Source organism: Psychrobacter sp. CX18 (assembly GCF_057396215.1).
Map to the genome: position 1 here is coordinate 288561 of NZ_JBXYJH010000005.1, position 17342 is coordinate 305902.

At 40.3% G+C, this 17342-nt stretch carries 13 protein-coding genes; 8 read left to right on the plus strand and 5 right to left on the minus strand.

Features of this window, described 5'->3' with window-relative positions:
- Positions 1-118 precede the first annotated feature (118 nt).
- From AC2SLT_RS06425 to AC2SLT_RS06445, 5 genes are all read left to right on the plus strand, one after another.
- A complete protein-coding gene (locus AC2SLT_RS06425; protein WP_486546802.1) occupies positions 119-619 on the plus strand; it encodes a low molecular weight protein-tyrosine-phosphatase in 501 nt (166 codons plus the stop codon).
- A gap of 158 nt (positions 620-777) precedes the next feature.
- Complete coding sequence (gene murB, locus AC2SLT_RS06430) at positions 778-1974, plus strand: UDP-N-acetylmuramate dehydrogenase (protein ID WP_486546803.1); 1197 nt, start codon at positions 778-780, stop codon at positions 1972-1974.
- Between the two features lie 201 nt (positions 1975-2175).
- Positions 2176-3084 (plus strand): YdcF family protein, encoded by a 909-nt coding sequence (locus AC2SLT_RS06435; RefSeq protein WP_486546804.1) that lies wholly within the window; start codon positions 2176-2178, stop codon positions 3082-3084.
- Between the two features lie 138 nt (positions 3085-3222).
- A complete protein-coding gene (ccoS, locus tag AC2SLT_RS06440) occupies positions 3223-3462 on the plus strand; it encodes a cbb3-type cytochrome oxidase assembly protein CcoS (RefSeq protein WP_486546805.1) in 240 nt (79 codons plus the stop codon).
- Between the two features lie 411 nt (positions 3463-3873).
- On the plus strand, positions 3874-4758 hold the full coding sequence (locus AC2SLT_RS06445) for a sulfite exporter TauE/SafE family protein (RefSeq protein WP_486546806.1): 885 nt from the start codon (positions 3874-3876) through the stop codon (positions 4756-4758).
- Positions 4759-4833: 75 nt separating this feature from the next.
- Here AC2SLT_RS06445 and AC2SLT_RS06450 read toward each other — a convergent pair whose 3' ends face one another.
- Both AC2SLT_RS06450 and AC2SLT_RS06455 read right to left on the minus strand, forming a co-directional pair.
- The gene (locus AC2SLT_RS06450; protein ID WP_486546807.1) at positions 4834-5985 is read right to left on the minus strand and encodes a DEAD/DEAH box helicase; all 1152 of its coding nucleotides are present in this window, start codon (positions 5983-5985) and stop codon (positions 4834-4836) included.
- A 534-nt stretch (positions 5986-6519) separates the two neighbouring features.
- Positions 6520-6735, minus strand: coding sequence for a cold-shock protein (locus AC2SLT_RS06455; RefSeq protein ID WP_486546808.1), 216 nt, complete (start codon positions 6733-6735; stop codon positions 6520-6522).
- A gap of 437 nt (positions 6736-7172) precedes the next feature.
- Here AC2SLT_RS06455 and aroQ point away from each other — a divergent pair, with 437 nt between their 5' ends.
- Both aroQ and AC2SLT_RS06465 read left to right on the plus strand, forming a co-directional pair.
- Entirely contained in the window at positions 7173-7730 is a 558-nt protein-coding gene (aroQ, locus tag AC2SLT_RS06460) for a type II 3-dehydroquinate dehydratase (protein ID WP_486546809.1), read from the plus strand.
- Between the two features lie 71 nt (positions 7731-7801).
- Entirely contained in the window at positions 7802-9100 is a 1299-nt protein-coding gene (locus AC2SLT_RS06465; RefSeq protein ID WP_486546810.1) for an AarF/UbiB family protein, read from the plus strand.
- A 2-nt stretch (positions 9101-9102) separates the two neighbouring features.
- On the opposite strand, the gene AC2SLT_RS06470 is transcribed toward AC2SLT_RS06465, so the two are convergent.
- Positions 9103-9930 carry a HesA/MoeB/ThiF family protein gene (locus AC2SLT_RS06470; RefSeq protein WP_486546811.1) on the minus strand — a complete coding sequence of 276 codons (828 nt, stop codon included), beginning with the start codon at positions 9928-9930 and terminating at the stop codon, positions 9103-9105.
- Positions 9931-10770: 840 nt separating this feature from the next.
- On the opposite strand from AC2SLT_RS06470, the gene AC2SLT_RS06475 reads away from it, so the two are divergent.
- A complete protein-coding gene (locus tag AC2SLT_RS06475) occupies positions 10771-11355 on the plus strand; it encodes an Rrf2 family transcriptional regulator (RefSeq protein ID WP_486546812.1) in 585 nt (194 codons plus the stop codon).
- A gap of 112 nt (positions 11356-11467) precedes the next feature.
- Here AC2SLT_RS06475 and AC2SLT_RS06480 read toward each other — a convergent pair whose 3' ends face one another.
- Both AC2SLT_RS06480 and AC2SLT_RS06485 read right to left on the minus strand, forming a co-directional pair.
- Positions 11468-12892: an aldehyde dehydrogenase family protein gene (locus tag AC2SLT_RS06480; RefSeq protein WP_486546813.1), complete on the minus strand. Its 1425-nt coding sequence runs from the start codon at positions 12890-12892 to the stop codon at positions 11468-11470.
- Positions 12893-13200: 308 nt separating this feature from the next.
- Positions 13201-17342 (minus strand): beta strand repeat-containing protein (locus AC2SLT_RS06485; RefSeq protein WP_486546814.1); only part of this gene is annotated, 4142 nt, incomplete at its 5' end.

Below are 17342 nucleotides of genomic sequence, written 5' to 3' on the forward strand. Positions count from 1 at the left end.
TTTGACGCTATCGTTTCAAGCTTAAGATTGTTAGAATAAGGAACTCAACTTAAAAAGGGCAATTACCCCTTTTTGACTACCTTTTCTTACTCCTTTATTTATGATGATAGGTTATGTTATGCCGAAGTCAGATTCTATACCTAAATCTGTATTGTTAGTTTGCCTTGGAAATATATGTCGCTCGCCCACCGCTGAAGGTATCATGCGACAGCGCACTGCTATTGCTGGTCTTACGATGAAGATTGACTCTGCGGGTACCGGAGACTGGCACATTGGCAAGCATCCCGATCCTCGTGCTCAAACCCGTGCTAAGCGACATGGTTATAACATTAGTAAACTGACCGCTCGTCAAGTTAGTGAACAAGATTTTTTAGATTTTGATCTTATTTTAGCGATGGACGCTAAAAATTTAAAAGATTTGAACGTCATAAAAGAGTCTGTATCAAAGCAGTCAAATCCAGATGATTTAGCTCAACTTGCCTTAATAAGTGAGATCGATACCCGCTACTTTAAGCAAGACGTCCCAGACCCTTATTATGGGGATAAAGATGGCTTTGAGGAGGTTATCGAGCGCCTTGAGTCCTCAGTAGATGCTTGGATAGATCACTGGACTGTTTAAAACATCACCTGCTACTTCATGAGTACTAAGCATACTTGAGTATCGCGACGTTAAATCCTTCATCGACATGTCTAATGTTTTAGCAGTTTAGTGGTTTACTGATACTTCCCCCCTATCATTCAATTTATTCAATCGATATAAATGGCCTTTTGACCCCTATGAGTACACCCAATCTAGCCTCTAGTGCCTTGCAACCTGATGACCAGACGTTAGGTACTTCCAAGCAAATCCGCTTGAATGATAATGAGCAAGATGAACCTACCCCCTCATTATTCACTTCCTTAACATTTTTAAATGAGGCAAGTTTAATCGAGCAGAATACGATGCAGCTTGAATGCACCGCTGATACCTTAGTTACGCTACATTCAGAGTCAGAGGTTGCACCGGTAGTGGCGACATTGATGGATAAAGGTGACCCTATTTTTGTACTGTCAGGGGGTAGTAATGTCATACTGCCACACCAGCTACATGCCAGCGTTATTCGGCCAGTCTTCAAAGGGCTAACCGTGTTAAATGAGGACGATGATGGGGTGGATATAGAAGTCATGGGCGGTGAAAACTGGCATAAACTGGTCACCACCACGGTAAATAAAGGCTGGTATGGTCTTGAAAATCTGGCGTTAATTCCAGGACTGGTTGGCGCCTCTCCGGTTCAGAATATTGGGGCGTATGGCGTGCAGCTTGAAGACTGTTTGACCTATGTTAAAGCCTTTCACTTACCGAGCCAACGTTGGCATCATTTTACTAACGCCGAATGTGAGTTTGATTATCGAGACAGTAAATTTAAGCGTGAAGCGGGTCAGTGGTTTATTACTAGAGTCGGATTCAAGCTACATAAAGACCCGACTAAGATTAATGCTAACTATGGGGACGTTGCTAAACTGGCTCAAACTTTGACAGACGATGACGACTCTGCCAATATAACACCAGTTGAAGTCATGCAAGCAATCATAGAGATTCGTCAATCAAAGCTCCCAGACCCTAAACAATTGCCTAACTGTGGAAGTTTCTTTAAAAATCCTATCATAGACACAGAACAATTTTTGAGCCTGCAACAAAAGCACCCTAATATAGTTGGCTATAAAGTAGATGATCAACATACCAAAGTCGCTGCAGGATGGCTAATTGATACAGCAGGACTTAAGGGTAAAGGGGTCGCCCCTATTTTGACCCATGCTAAACAGGCCTTAGTGTTAGTCAATCATAGTCCATTGCATATTACCACCCCTGCTACTCAACAAGACATCTTAGCGACGCAACAGCTTATTCAAAACACTGTCTTTGACACGTTTTCAATTACCTTGGAACGAGAGCCAGTGTGGTTAAATAGCTCAGCCAACTATGTGTTAAGCTAGGTAGACAGATTACAAGACCCATAGACTATTACGAGGTATGGAGGTAAGATCGCTAAATCGGGTAAGAAAGACTGTTGGGTGCGTTTATATATAACTGACTATCCGTATTAGGTAGTCTAATCTGAGTTTAATGTGAAAATAATGACGCCGTTTTTAAAAAGCTTTTATAAAGGAGTGATAAAAAGCATTCTCATAATTTTAATGCTATTACTTCTTATGGTGGTCAGCTTTTTTACCCCTGTGTTTTCATTCGTTGGACTTTGGGTGCTCAACCATCTACCGATACCAGAAGTTACCCACTATCCTGTCTCCTTTGTGGACAATGTCACTGATAAATCTAAGATAGAAACCCCACACCCCTATTCTAAGCTTGTTCTCAACCTAAGAACGGAGCATAAGCCTACCGCTTATGTCGTTCTAGGTGGTGGACTTACTGAAGCTGACCATACCTATAACTCTAAGCCTTCTTCAACGGACAGTATCTCATCTGATAATACATTGAAGTCGGATCATACCCAGACAGCACTAGACCATAAGCCTAATTCCCAAAGGGAGAGCCAGCATACCGAAAACAGTGACGAGCAAAGTATTATTGCTGAACAAGTAAATAATAGTCTGGCGGCTAATAATATTGTTTTGAATAAGTATAGTCTGAATAGAATGATTACTGTAATCAGACATTATAAACGCACGCCTCTTCCTATCGTGCTCACAGGTGTTGAGTCTGCTTGGATGCGAGACTGGTTATACAGCTATGGTATTGACGATGTCATTACTGAAAATGCCAGTATGAATACGTGTGAAAACGCCCGATTTACTGCAAAACGCTTAAACTTATCTGATGTCTATCTGATTACAGACGCTTATCATATGACCCGAACTCGGCGACAATTTGCATTGAATCATATTCATACCACGCCAATACCAGCCCCCTTACCTATGCAAAAAAGTTGGCTAAGTCCAAAAAATAATGCCCAGCACTCACGACGCGCGCTATATGAGATTCTCGCTTATACCCGAGACGTCTTTGCCCCCCAGCAAAATTGCCGAAATGCCAAAGAGGTTAGTTTCGATACCTTATTACGCAGTCGCAAGCCAGCGGACAGTTGAAGAGAACTATCACCAACGACATCAGGGCAATAACCTGCCAAAAAGAGTATAATATAACGTTTAATGACACTCCCTTAAATATCCTTAAAGGATTAGGAAGGTCATGCTAGCCAATTCTATTGAAAGAGGAGCCTGGTTATGACCAGTATGTATTTACTGATTCCGCTAAGTTTAATGCTATTTGTCATTGGTATTTGGGCCGTTCGCTATGCGGTAAAATCTAATCAGTTTGAGGATTTAGACAATGAATCACAACGGGTAATATTGGATGATCGTCAAGAACGCCGTGAGGCTTTAAAGAAAACGTCTAATGTGTCTACAGAGACATCCAAATCTAAGATGAATCACAATGTAGGCTCTGATAATGGGGTCTGTTGAACATTCAAATATTAGGACTGCTGATAGCTAAAATTGTTCCAAACTAGGCGTAAACCGACGATAATGTCTAGACCTTAGCTAGGTTTATAACAACGTTTGGGGCAATTTTAGCATCAGCCCTCTCTCGAGCACAGCTCTCGCCTTGCAAACGGGCAAAGCAGTGCTTTGCTTAATCCGCTCTCAGGGGCAGGGCTGTTTTTTGTCAATATATTGCGAAATTTTTTAACTTAGAATGACTAAGCGTCAAAAATTTCCCTGCATATTGCGTAAAAAACAGCCTCCGCCAGTTCCACATTTGAATATGCAACAGACCCAAAGTAGACCTCTTAGGGCTTATCTTAAGACTTTATCACGCTATTATCCAAATACTTGTTTGTTGATATTATTGACTTTATTTAGTGAACATAATTTATGATAACACCGCTTCTTCTCGCTGCCTTAGCGATGGGTTTTTTTGGTTCACCGCATTGTCTGGGTATGTGTGGTGGTTTAGTAACTGCTTTTGGTTTCTCCATGCAAGAGGTAAGCCCCGCTAAGAAGCGGTTGCTAATAGCGACTTATCATTTTGGGCGTTTAGTAAGCTATTCCTTATTAGGTGTGATAGCAGCATTGATTGGCACGACAGTGCTTGCACCTTTGATGACGGGTAACCATCTTCCTAGAATTCTTTTAGGGGCGGTTTTGGTCTTTATCGGTCTTAATATGATCGGGCTTCCCTTTTTAAATAAACTTGAAAAAGTGGGAATGGGTGTTTGGCGACGACTGGCGCCTTTGCGAAAAAAAGTATTTCCAATCACTACTTTTCCGCGTGCACTTGCGGCAGGGCTGTTATGGGGATTTTTACCTTGTGGGTTGGTGTACGGCGCTTTATTAATGGCAGCCGTTGGCAATCATGTCGTCACTGGTGCCTTACTCATGTTCGTTTTTGGCTTGGGCACTGTGCCAATGCTAGTTGCCACACACGAAACAGTAGGCTGGTTGCATAAACAAATTGGACGTTTTAGATTGCGCCAATTAAATGGAATTATTATGATGATATCGGGTCTTGCCGTTATCTTTGTTCCACTTGCGATGAATCATTTAGGGGGTCATGCTGGGCACACCACTCATCAAGCTCACAGTGAAAATACCTCAGCACCTGCTCACTCACCTGATATGAATAATATGCCTGACGCACACAACAAGCATGACGCGCACAGCAGGCGTGATATGGATAGCAGACATCATACCAATGGAGAGGCATTAACAGACATGGAGCACAATGAGCATCAACCTATGTCTCATGAGACTCATTAACCTGTACTTGTACCCTAAATCTAAGAACCTATATTTGTACCCTAACTCTTGGAAACTCAAACCTGAGTTAAAATGTTAGTCTAACTGCTCAAGTTTTAATTTAGTATTTAAATGTGCTTCTAAGGCTGGCAAGTTAAAGGCATCATCTTCGCTCACAAAGCTGATGCTGATACCTGTTTGACCGGCCCGCCCTGTACGTCCTATTCGGTGGACGTAATCATCAGGCTGATCTGGTAGCGTATAGTTCACCACATGACTGATATCGTCCACATGAATGCCCCGCCCCGCCACATCTGTCGCTACCAAAACTTTCGCGTTACCATTTTTAAACTTATCTAGATAGCGTTCGCGCTTTGATTGATCGACATCACCAGATAGCATGACCACGTTGTGCTCGGCACCTAACCGGTTGTAGAGCCGCTTAACTTGATCTTTTCGATTGGCAAAGACAATCACTTTTTTGGTCTCTGCTGCGTCTAAGATACGGTTAAGCGCATTAAACTTATCTTTCTCCGTCAATAAATAGAAATGCTGCTCAACCAAATCGCTGGTTTTGTGTTCCGGTTCAATTTCTACAAATACGGGATTAAGTAACCATTTATACGCTAAATTCATCACATCTTGATTAAATGTGGCCGAGAATAACAAGCTTTGTCTGTCGGTATTTGGCGGCATATAACGTATAATTCGTTTAATATCAGGGATAAACCCCATATCCAGCATCCGATCTGCCTCATCTAGCACAAAGGCTTCTATACGATCTAAAAATACATGACCCTTGTGTATCAAATCTATAAGGCGTCCTGGGGTCGCAATCAAAATATCGGTGAATGCCAACTCCAAAGCAGAGGTTTGTTGGTCATAATCAACCCCGCCCATGATGCAGACGCTGTGCAAATCAGTATGCTTGGTTAGGGCAATAGCATCATCAAATATCTGGTTTGCAAGCTCACGTGTTGGCGCTAATATCAAAGCTCTTGGCTCTCCTAGATAGCGTGCCTCATCAGCGGCAAAGGGTCTGTTTAATAGGGCTTCTATGATAGTGATTAAAAAGGTAGCTGTCTTACCCGTACCGGTTTGTGCCTGACCAATAGCATCTTGCCCCGCCAACGTATTGGGTAATATCTTGGCTTGAATAGGCGTCAACTCAGTAAAGCCCAAATCATTGATGGATAATAAGGTACTTTTGCTTAGTGGCAAATCACTAAATGTAATAAAGCTATCCATAAAACGTCCTATTTCTATCTTAATGAGTGCTAAGGTCTATATCTATATCTATATCTTTATTTGTAAAATGATAACCATTTTAGACTAGTTAGACTTCAAAAAGGGTTATTTTAAAATATTGAACCTAAATGACCTAAATGACCTAAATGAATTGAACCTAAATAAATTGAACCTAAATAAATTGTACCTTAATGAATCGGACCTAAACCAATAAAACCTTTTATAAACGACAAAAACCAATATGCTAAATCTAAACCAGCACATTTGTTATGCTGACAGATTTAACATATTGGTTTTACAGATACACCTAACGGGCCTTTGCCGTCACTTTTATATCAACCTTAAAGCCTTAGAGTAAAAAGCTTAACGCGAAGAACAAAAGCTCCCTATAACCTAGTCTTGTCTAAACTGGTCATACGTATAAAGATGTATAATAATTTAATACTATACAACTAAAGCCGTCATAAAAACGTTATAACGTTCGTTAAAACGATAACTTTGTAAGCTTTTTTAGTGTAAGCTTATTCGTTAAATTTATTCGTCTACTTTAGTAACTTCTTCAGCTTGTAAGCCTTTTTCACCTTCAGTAACAATAAATTCAACTTTTTGGCCATCCTGTAACGAGCGATAGCCGTCACCTTGAATAGCACGGAAGTGAACAAAGATATCTTCGCCACTTTCACGTTGAATAAAACCAAAGCCTTTTGCATCATTAAACCACTTAACAGTACCTTGCTCACGAGCTGACATAATTTACTTCCTAAAAAACTAAATTTACGAAACTTCAAGTTGACCCATCAAAGCATCCAAGCTAAAGGCTGTAATGCGAATACTGGGTATAATAGAGTGGCAAAAGGCCACTTAACAACAAAACAGAGGTAGAGTGCTATAATTAAAATATAAATTCTAAGATAAAAGCCTCTTAGTTACACTACAGACATGTTTGTTATCTAAAACTAATCATAGCATGACTAATAATTAACACAAAGTGTTTTAACACAACTTTCATACTAGAGAGCTAAATTGTGTGATCAATTATTATCATTTTAACCTTTTGGCACTATATACTGATAATTAAACACTATAAATATCGAGTTTAGCAGTATAATATTATCGACCATTCTACTGTTTATTTTTTTCAAAAAACTATTTCTATTCTTAAAAAAACTATATTAATCGAGTTCATTATGACAGACATAACCGAACAGTCTACTGCCAAAAGCTTTATCCCTAAAGCGCTTGACACACAATCTTCTTCAAAAAATTCCACAGACTCGATAAATGGTTTGCACCGTCGATTATTATTAGTCAATGGCCCTAACTTAAATCTATTAGGGGTTCGTGAGCCAGAACTCTATGGTTCAACCACATTGCATGATATAGAAAGGCGTTTGCTATCCACAGCTAAGGCTAAAGGTATCGAGCTAGTTTGCGTACAATCCAATCATGAAGGCGAGCTAATAGATGCTATTCAACATCATGGTCTACTCGGGGATAGTGAAGACTTGGTCGATGCCGTAATTATCAACCCTGCGGCTTTTACCCATACCTCTGTTGCTCTGCGCGATGCCCTCCTCGGTATTAAAAAACCCTTCATCGAAGTACATCTATCCAATATACATAATCGAGAGGATTTTAGAGCTCATTCTTATTTTAGTGATAAAGCGGTCGGTGTCATTTGTGGTTTGGGGCATCTTGGTTATGATATGGCTTTAAGTTATTTTCTTGAACATTATAGTGAGTAAACTGAGCTGTTTTTACTCTTTAAGACATTCCCTTTTAAGACATTCCCTTTAAAGCTAAGGCATTATTTATTATGGCATCATCCGGCAAACGTTTTATGAAACTGGCGAGCATGACAGCAAGTATTGCTGGTAAGGCGGCTAAAAACTCATTTAAGAACTTATCGAGTGATGAAACTAAACGTGCAGAAGCCCGTTCACAAATGCTGCAAGATGTTGGAATTCAGATAGCAGACACCCTAGGTGAAATGAAAGGGGCGGTAATGAAAGTTGGACAAATTGCGTCTCAATACAAAGAGGTCTTTCCACCAGAGGTCGCCGCAGCCTTAGAAAAACTACAAAACGATGCCCCAGCCATGCCTTATTCCGTCATTAAATCCCAAGTCGAACGTGAGCTTGGCAAACCTATTGACGACGCTTTTGACCACTTTGAACACAACCATTTTGCAGCAGCCTCTATCGGTCAAGTCCATAAAGCCATACTACCCAGTGGCCAACATGTCGTCGTAAAAGTGCAATATCCAGATGTGGATAAAAATTGCGACAGCGACTTAAAACAGGTACGGTTAGCACTAAAGATGACGGGTGTATTAAGCATGAGCCGTGAGCTACAGGATCAGATATTTAACGAGATCCGTGATAGCTTAAAAGATGAACTAAACTATATTAAAGAAGCACAGAACCTGGCTATATTTGGCGCATTCCATGCCGATGATGACGGTTTAATTATTCCTAAAGTCATAAAAAGCCATTCTACCCGCCGAATTTTGACCTTAACAGAAGAGCTAGGCGAGCCATTAAGCGTCGCCTCTACTTGGGACAATGAGATTAAACAGAAGATTGCTACTCGACTGTTTAAATTTAGTGCCGGTCAGATATTTGAGCTATACCGTATGCATTGTGACCCCCATCCCGGCAATTTTGCGTTTCGGCAAGATGGCAGTGTTATCGCCTATGATTTTGGTGGCATTCGTACTTATAGTAATGCTGAAGTAGAATTGTTTAGACGGTTTGCTAGGCACGCTTTAAAAGGGGATGTGACCGCATTAGAGCAAGATCTTATCGCTTTAGATATAAGACGCACAGATGATGTATTGATACCCGGTTCATTCTATCAAGAGTGGTTGCAAATTGGACTCAAACCCTTATCGATTGAACCTTATCATAGCGGATCGTTTAATTTTGCAGACAGTCAGGTTCATCATGTGGCTATCGCTCAAGCCAAACAAGGATTAAAGTATTTTAAGCAATTCCAACCTTCTGCGACAACTATGATGTTAGACCGTACCATCTCTGGACAGTATTGGAATCTAGTCAACCTCGGTGTTGATATCGATCTTAGTCCCTTGGTGAAGCACTATATTGATTTCTAACATTATTTATTGATACCACAGACTGGACACTGCTTATCTTGCCGATAGCGTATTTTTTGCTGAGTCATATTACGTCCGTTCCAAATGAGTAATTGCCCGGCTAATGGGTTATGACTTAGCCCTAAGTATTGTAGCGCCGCATTGGCTTGTAAGTTACCCATCACTGTCGTGGTACTGGCCAAAACCCCAGAATTAGTGCAGTTTTGAGTGTCATTGGAGGATTCTAAACCTGTAGCTGAACCTGTAGAATGTGAACCTTGACTATCTGAAATAGTAGTGCCGAAAATGCAATGATAACATCCACTTTGCTGAGCAGGCTCATATAAGGCAAGTTGGCCTGTCATACCGATGGCGGAAGCTGATAGCAATGGCAGGCGGTGACGCACACTCATTTTATTGAACAGCTCACGAGTCGCAAAGTTGTCCGTACAATCTAACAGTAAAAAAGGGCCTGACTGTTTTGAGTGATCAATAAGTAATAATTCCTCAGCGTTCGTATAATCTAAGCGCTTTGCACTAAAACTTACCTCAACAAACGGATTGATTTTTTTTAAAGCGGAATACGCCGTTTCTGCCTTGTTTTGACCGACATCCTTATCTGTGAATAAGGTTTGACGCTGTAAGTTGCTCGCTTCAATCACATCATTATCGATAATATGGATGGCACCAACACCTGCACGTGCTAAAGTTTCTGAAACCGGACATCCTAATCCACCCGCCCCTAAAATCACTACCTTGCTTGACTTTAAGCGTAGCTGCGCATCAATATCCCAATTTTCAAGCAATATTTGGCGTGAGTAACGTAGCAACTCTTCGTCAGTTAAATTCATTTAGAAACACCTATTCTCATTCAAAAACCTCTCTACTCTCACCCAATAAACAAATCAAGGTTATCCACCCCTTAAAGTTTCAGTCTATCGTTACTTTAAATGTTATGACATACCCTTAGCAAACTCATCAATTTAGTTAGTCGTGATATATCGGTTTATGTTTATTAATTTAGAATCCACCTTTTAATTATTTCTTTAAAATTTTGGTACGTATAATGAGTTACGTACCCATTAGTAATTAAAAAAACCTTAACAATGTTGACATTGTATTACTTTTAAGGGTTAAATAGTATTACAAACAGTGATAAATAACATTTAAATCAATAAGTTATGTGGATATATTATTTTTAAAATGGCATTTTATATCAAATCGATGGTTCTACCATAGCCTATTGTTATACATTAAGAATCATAGACTACGACATAGACTAAATAGTGATACACAAACTAAAGGTAGACTGATTAAAATTTATAGTATTTACCTTGTTTCAACTTATTAAAATTCATCGTAGGCGGTGCTTTTTAGTCCAGCAAATCAAAACCTTTAATCAAAATCCTGGGCTAATAACGCAGCCTTGCTAAAAGTAAAGATGTAAGAATTAAGAGTTAAGAGTGAGGTAGTATTTATATTTTTTTCAAAATAGCTACGTATGAGAGATAACAAGATTTATTAGCAGTAATAAAATATAGCATCGTAGCTATTAACAAATATGATAGTTAACACTCTAGGATAATAATGGTCAATATCTCAAATTTAATAATTAGAAAATGGTCTGATGAAAGAATGACATAGTTTATTTTTATAAAAGCTTTTTATATTTTAATTCAATAGGGGAACTTATGCGCCTTACCGACTATAGCGATTATGCTCTAAGAACACTGATGTATTTAGCTCTTGATTCTAACCGTAATACATTAGCGACTATTAGTGAGATTTCAAATATATATAAAATCTCGAGAAGTCATCTGACCAAAGTTATTCATAAATTAGCACAAATAGGTTACATAGAAAGTATGCGGGGTAAGAATGGCGGAATACGACTGGCTAAAGATCCTAAACTGATAAAATTAGGAGAAGTTATGCGTCAGACCGAACCTGACTTTAATATTGCCTCTTGCTTCACCGACTCTAATATAACACACCATACAAACAATAAAGACGATAGAGATAAGAATAACTCAGCAAATAACCTACCTGACTTTCAGGATATTCAGCAGGATATTCAGCAGGATAGTCAGCAGGATAGTCAGGATACTAAAAAGGCTAAAATTGAATGCGTAATAACACCTGTATGCAAACTCAAGCATGTTTACTTTGAAGCAAAACAGGCCTTTTTACAGGTTATGGACACCTATACCTTAGAAGATATCATCGAAAATAAAGAAGATATATGGGATGTTCTCAATCTTAAGTTAAATCATTAAATGCACATTTAAATTTTAAAGATCTTAAGAGGGCTGTAATGTAGCCTTCTTGATACTACAACACAAGCCCTCTATCACCTCAAATAATCACTAATAAAAAGTGGATTAAACTTTAGTCTTTAATCACCATAAGCCGCAACTCACTCATATCCTCAATTGCATACTTAACCCCTTCACGCCCAAAACCTGAGTCTTTTACACCGCCATAAGGCATATTATCGACACGGAAAGTTGGAATGTCATTGATAATGACGCCACCTGCTTCGATACAATCCCAAGCTTGCATGGCTTTATTAATATTAGAAGTATAAACCCCGACTTGTAAGCCAAATCGACTATCATTAGCAAGCTCAACACCTTTATCAAAACTGTCATAGGCTTCCAATATCATAACGGGACCAAAGGCCTCATCTTTATAAAGCTGACAATCATGACTAACGTTCTCTAATATAGTAGCATCCATCACCAAGCTCTCACTACCTCCTCCGCAGAGCAATGTAGCACCGTGATCGACCGCCTTGTTAATCCAATCTTGTAATCGCTCAAGCTCCCCTTTATCTATCATCGGTCCAATAAGCACCTCTCCCTGACTAGGATCTCCAGTTTTAACCTGCTTCGCCAATTCAACCAGCTTATCTTTGACCTCATCATAAATATCACGGTGAATCAGTACCCGCTGTACGCTGATACAGACTTGCCCTGCCTGAGTAAAACCGCCTGTAATAATACGGGGCAGCGCCGTATCTAGATCAGCATCAGGCTCCACTAAGACAGCTGCATTGCCACCAAGCTCTAAGACCACTTTCTTCTTACCAGCACGTGCTTTCATATCCCAACCTACTTTATCAGAGCCCGTAAATGATAAAAGCTTGATTCGTTCGTCTGTCACTAAAACATCTGCAATTTTCGATGACATGGGCAATATTGAAAATGCGCCTTCGGGTAACTCTGTCTGAGCCAATACTTCTGCAATCAATAACGCACTAATTGGCGTAAAGCTTGCAGGCTTTAAAATAAACGGACACCCTGCTGCAATCGCTGGCGCAATCTTGTGCGCCACTAAGTTTAAGGGGAAGTTAAAGGGGGAAATAAAACCACATAGACCTATCGGTACGCGTTTACTAAAACCTCGATAGCCCGCGCTGGCTTCAGTGACATCTAGGGGTATTACCTCTCCTTCTGCTAACGTAGTGACGGCATCCGCTGCAAGCTGGAAGGTACTAATTAAGCGATTGACTTCCGCTTCAGCAGCGCTTTTTGGCTTACCGCCTTCAGCAACCAAAGCTTCGGTAAACTCATCAAAGCGCTCTTTAAATTTAGCAACGCAGTCTTGCAGAATTCGCTGTTTTTGATAAGGCTTGAGAGCCTGCATCGCAGGTATGGCTTTAATACCCGCTTGTATTGCTTGCTCCAGCAGCTCGCTATCTGCACGTGCAACTTCTGCAACCGTTTCTTGACTGAATTTATTGATAACTTCTAGCTCATTGGCACCTTCATGGGCTTGATTGGCTAAATAGAGAGGATAAAAATGTTGCATAGATCACCTTTTTTTTATTGAGTTGAATTACTTATTTAATCATTAAAAGTCTTTTAGCGTGTAAATCATCATATAAGGTGTTAGGTTTTGCTTACGAGAGGATCATTCGCTCATTTTAGACTTCCATTTTTTTAAGATATTCCCTGTTTTTTGAGATATATGATTGATAGGATAATCAAAGTCTCAAGTATCTAGTATTAATTTTTGTTGTTCATTATTATACAGGGTTGAAAATATTCCTTTTATAACAAAAAACGCCCTCATGAAGAGGACGTTTTAAATTTTACTTGACTAGTCTATATCCTAGATTAGATAACGTTAATAGTGTCTTCAATGTATAAGGTTCCAGTAACCCCAGCATTATTGTAGACATACAGATCATAAGTATGTGTATTACCCAAAGCATCTTGCGTCGTTTGTGTACCACCTGTACTAAAACCTGCACCTTCTAAATCAATTTCAGTAGTTGAGTTATTGGCATTGATATAGGTCTTATTGTTGGCTCCAAACTTGAAGTCGCCATTACTAGCATTTAAATTATAGCTATTATTAGCACCTTCAAACTCAATGACTTCAATATTATGAGTGACTAAATCATTAGCAGCGCCATCTTGATCACTGCCTGTGATAATAAGCTTATCGGTACCTTCACCGCCATCAATCACACGGTTATCAACACCTAAACTATTAATGTTACCTATAGAAATTGTATCGTTGCCACCGCCTAAGAATATAGACTGGTTCGTAGAGCTTTGACCAAAGACATCAGAGATGGTAATGGTATCTACACCGTCACCCGCGATTAAAACGGTATCATCTCCAGTAAAACTAGTGACTTCGATAATATTATTACCGTTACCAACATTTATCTTACTACCACCGGTAAACTCTTGTGCAATAATGGTATCATTTCCACCAAGTGTAGTGATAACTGAATTTGACTGAATACCACCGTCTTGTAGTTCAATTTTATTATTACCCGCTCCCAAATTAACCTCAGAACCTGAAATATCTTTATCATTAGTCTGACCAGGAGTACCTAATATAGTAAGGGTATCATCACCAGAACCAGTAGTGATTTTAGTACCGTTAAAGATATCATCCCCTGCATTCAACTCATTGTTACCATTCCCTAATTTAATGATTGAACTGTTTATCATTCTATCAATATCGATAAGATTGTTACCATCTCCTGCAACTATAGTTGCAGAATATAATGAGTAAATCGGACCATTATTACCCAAGATAACTTTGTTATCGCCCTCTCCCAAGTCAACGACTGTTTTATCTGCTGAACCAGCACCAGAGAGTTTTTCACCAACGAAGGTGTCATTTCCGTCACCCATTCGAATATCCACATTCAAGCTTATATTCCCAATAACGTTCATAACATCATCCCCGCCTCCTGTATCGACAGTAAAATAGTCCGTTTTGGTAGTGCCTATAGTAGATATATTGCCATCAACTATTATTACCTGTGACGCATCACTAAATACCGTGTTGTAATTTGGCGTGCCATCTCCATTGGTATCAACCATTCCACCATCTCTAAAGTTTAAACCTGTCAATGGGCGATCACGGGGGTTTAATGACCCAATGCCTTCTCCAGAGCTGGTATCAAAGTGATAAAGCTCTATATCTTTGCCATACACATTACCCGCTTTGTCCATAAATCCTAATGGTAAAAACTCATCGAAATTGCCTGTTGGCGTGGATTGTAGTCCAACACCATAGTTATCAACATCATTTTTGCTTTCAAAGGCCGCTTGCTGCTCTGGGGTTAATTGCAAAGTCCATGTTCCATCAGGATTTACCACGGCAGCATTACCTACAGCATTGCCATTAGCGTCTTTAACAAATATGGCTCCTTCTTCAGTATATATACCATTAATAATACCGGTTCCAGAATCATAACCTGTTACAACCGGCATCTCTACTAGGGTATCAAGCGTCATATCCGCTGATTGACTAGATTGATCTGATGAAGCTAAAGTACCACCTGTAATATTATCAATCGTTGCTTTATATTGATATACAGCATCGGGTTGACCTACAGGTAGGCTTTCAGTACTAAACGTATATTGAGTATCAGTATCTTTCACCAGATCCGCGTCAGCAACCACAGCATCAAGAACAAACTCACCATCAACTTGGATATAACGTTCCAATTTTAGGACTTGATAATCTTCTACTAAAGGATTATCTAAAGTTATAGTGATAGTTGGTGTGACATCATTTGTTAAACCGTTTAAATTATCAGTTGTGGCATCATCAGCGTCTGAAACAAGCCCTTCGTATAAATAGTCAGACCCAAATATACTACTCTTAATATTGACGATAGTGTTTTCGTTGCCGTCAGCTGACTCTGCACCATCAATCAGATCATCCACATTATCTGTGATCGAAATATTGGTAACTTCTGCTAATGGTGTTACGTCAAGTGTAAAAGTACTGGCCGTTGGCGTACTATTATCTTCGTTGCCATCTTCAACAGTGACATCAAAGCCTGCAGTACTATCAACAGTAGAATCAGATCCATCATGGACAAAAGTTACAAGGCCTGCGTCTAGATCAGCGCCTGTAAAGGTTGTCGCTACCACACCATCAACTTCTACATTGCCTTTTGTAAGATTAGTAACTGTAAATGTCACATTTTCAGCTGTGTCAGCGCTATCCTGATCGGTAAAGTATAAATCTTCTTTATTGATTACGGTAGAATAGTTCTCAACCACAGTAGATTTAAGATCACCAGTTATAACGGGTGCTTCATTAACATCTTGTACTTCAAGAGTAACCTTTTCAGACCCTTTATTTCCGGCAACATCTATTACCTCTATAGTTAAGTCGAATGAATTAGCGCCCGTTTCGAAATCATTAGCGGCTGCTGCTTCACCAGCTGCAGTTAATGTGATATTGCCATTAGCACTATCGATTGCAAAGTAACCCTGATCGTTACCAGCTGTAATACTATATTGCGTAATCGCACTGTCATCAGAGGCAACTACGGTACCCAACTGAGCATCTACAACTTGATTTTCGTTGTACTGAATCGTCGTTGTTGTAATAATCGGTGCTGTCGCGTCAACTGTAAATACTTCACCTTCAGCGGTTGCGACGTTACCTGCAGTATCTGTTGCGGTGATAGTTGGGGTGTATTCGCCATCTGCTAAGGCAGTCGGTGTCACTGTCCAGTTACCCTCAGTATCTGCTGTTGTGGTTAAGGTTTGATCCCCAATCACTACAGAGATTGCGGCGCCCGCTTCACTAGTACCACTAATCTCAGGAGTAGTATTGCTAGTGATATTATCGCTAGCAGATGACCCTGTGTCGTTAGTTGCATCTTCAGGAAGCTGAGCGGTTGGTGCAGCTGTTACGGTATCTACTGTAAATACTTCACCTTCAGCGGTTGCGACGTTACCTGCAGTATCTGTTGCGGTGATAGTTGGGGTGTATTCGCCATCTGCTAAGGCAGTCGGTGTCACTGTCCAGTTACCCTCAGTATCTGCTGTTGTGGTTAAGGTTTGATCCCCAATCACTACAGAGATTGCGGCGCCCGCTTCACTAGTACCATTAATCTCAGGCGTAGTATTGCTAGTGATATTATCGCTAGCAGATGACCCTGTGTCGTTAGTTGCATCTTCAGGAAGCTGAGCGGTTGGTGCAGCTGTTACGGTATCTACTGTAAATACTTCACCTTCAGCGGTTGCGACGTTACCTGCAGTATCTGTTGCGGTGATAGTTGGGGTGTATTCGCCATCTGCTAAGGCAGTCGGTGTCACTGTCCAGTTACCCTCAGTATCTGCTGTTGTGGTTAAGGTTTGATCCCCAATCACTACAGAGATTGCGGCACCCGCTTCACTAGTACCACTAATCTCAGGCGTAGTATTGCTAGTGATATTATCGCTAGCAGATGACCCTGTGTCGTTAGTTGCATCTTCAGGAAGCTGAGCGGTTGGTGCAGCTGTTACGGTATCTACTGTGATTGGTCCTGTATTTGCTGTAGCAGTATTACCCGCAGCATCACTGGTAGTTACTGTGACATCAGTGTATTCGCCTTCTGGTAGCACATAGTTACCTTCTGCGTTCTTAACGGCGTTAACTGTCGTGCCATCTGCTAAGGTACCAACCACTGAGTCAATGGTGTCGCCATTGTCATTAATGGTTAGGATACCGCTGTTGGTAATGCCATCGGTTGCATCGGTACCTGAGTCAGTGGCAAGTTTAATCGTCGGATCAGTAATAGAGCTGTCTACGGTAATGGCACCAGTGCTTGCTGTCGCTGTGTTACCTGCAGTGTCCACGGTGGTGACAGTGACATCAGTGTACTCGCCTTCTGGCAAGACATAGCTACCATCAACTAGGTCAATGGTTACTTCACTACCGTCCGCTTTGGTCGCTATCACTGATTGAATAGTATCGCCATTGTCGGTGATGCTTAAGGTGCCATCAT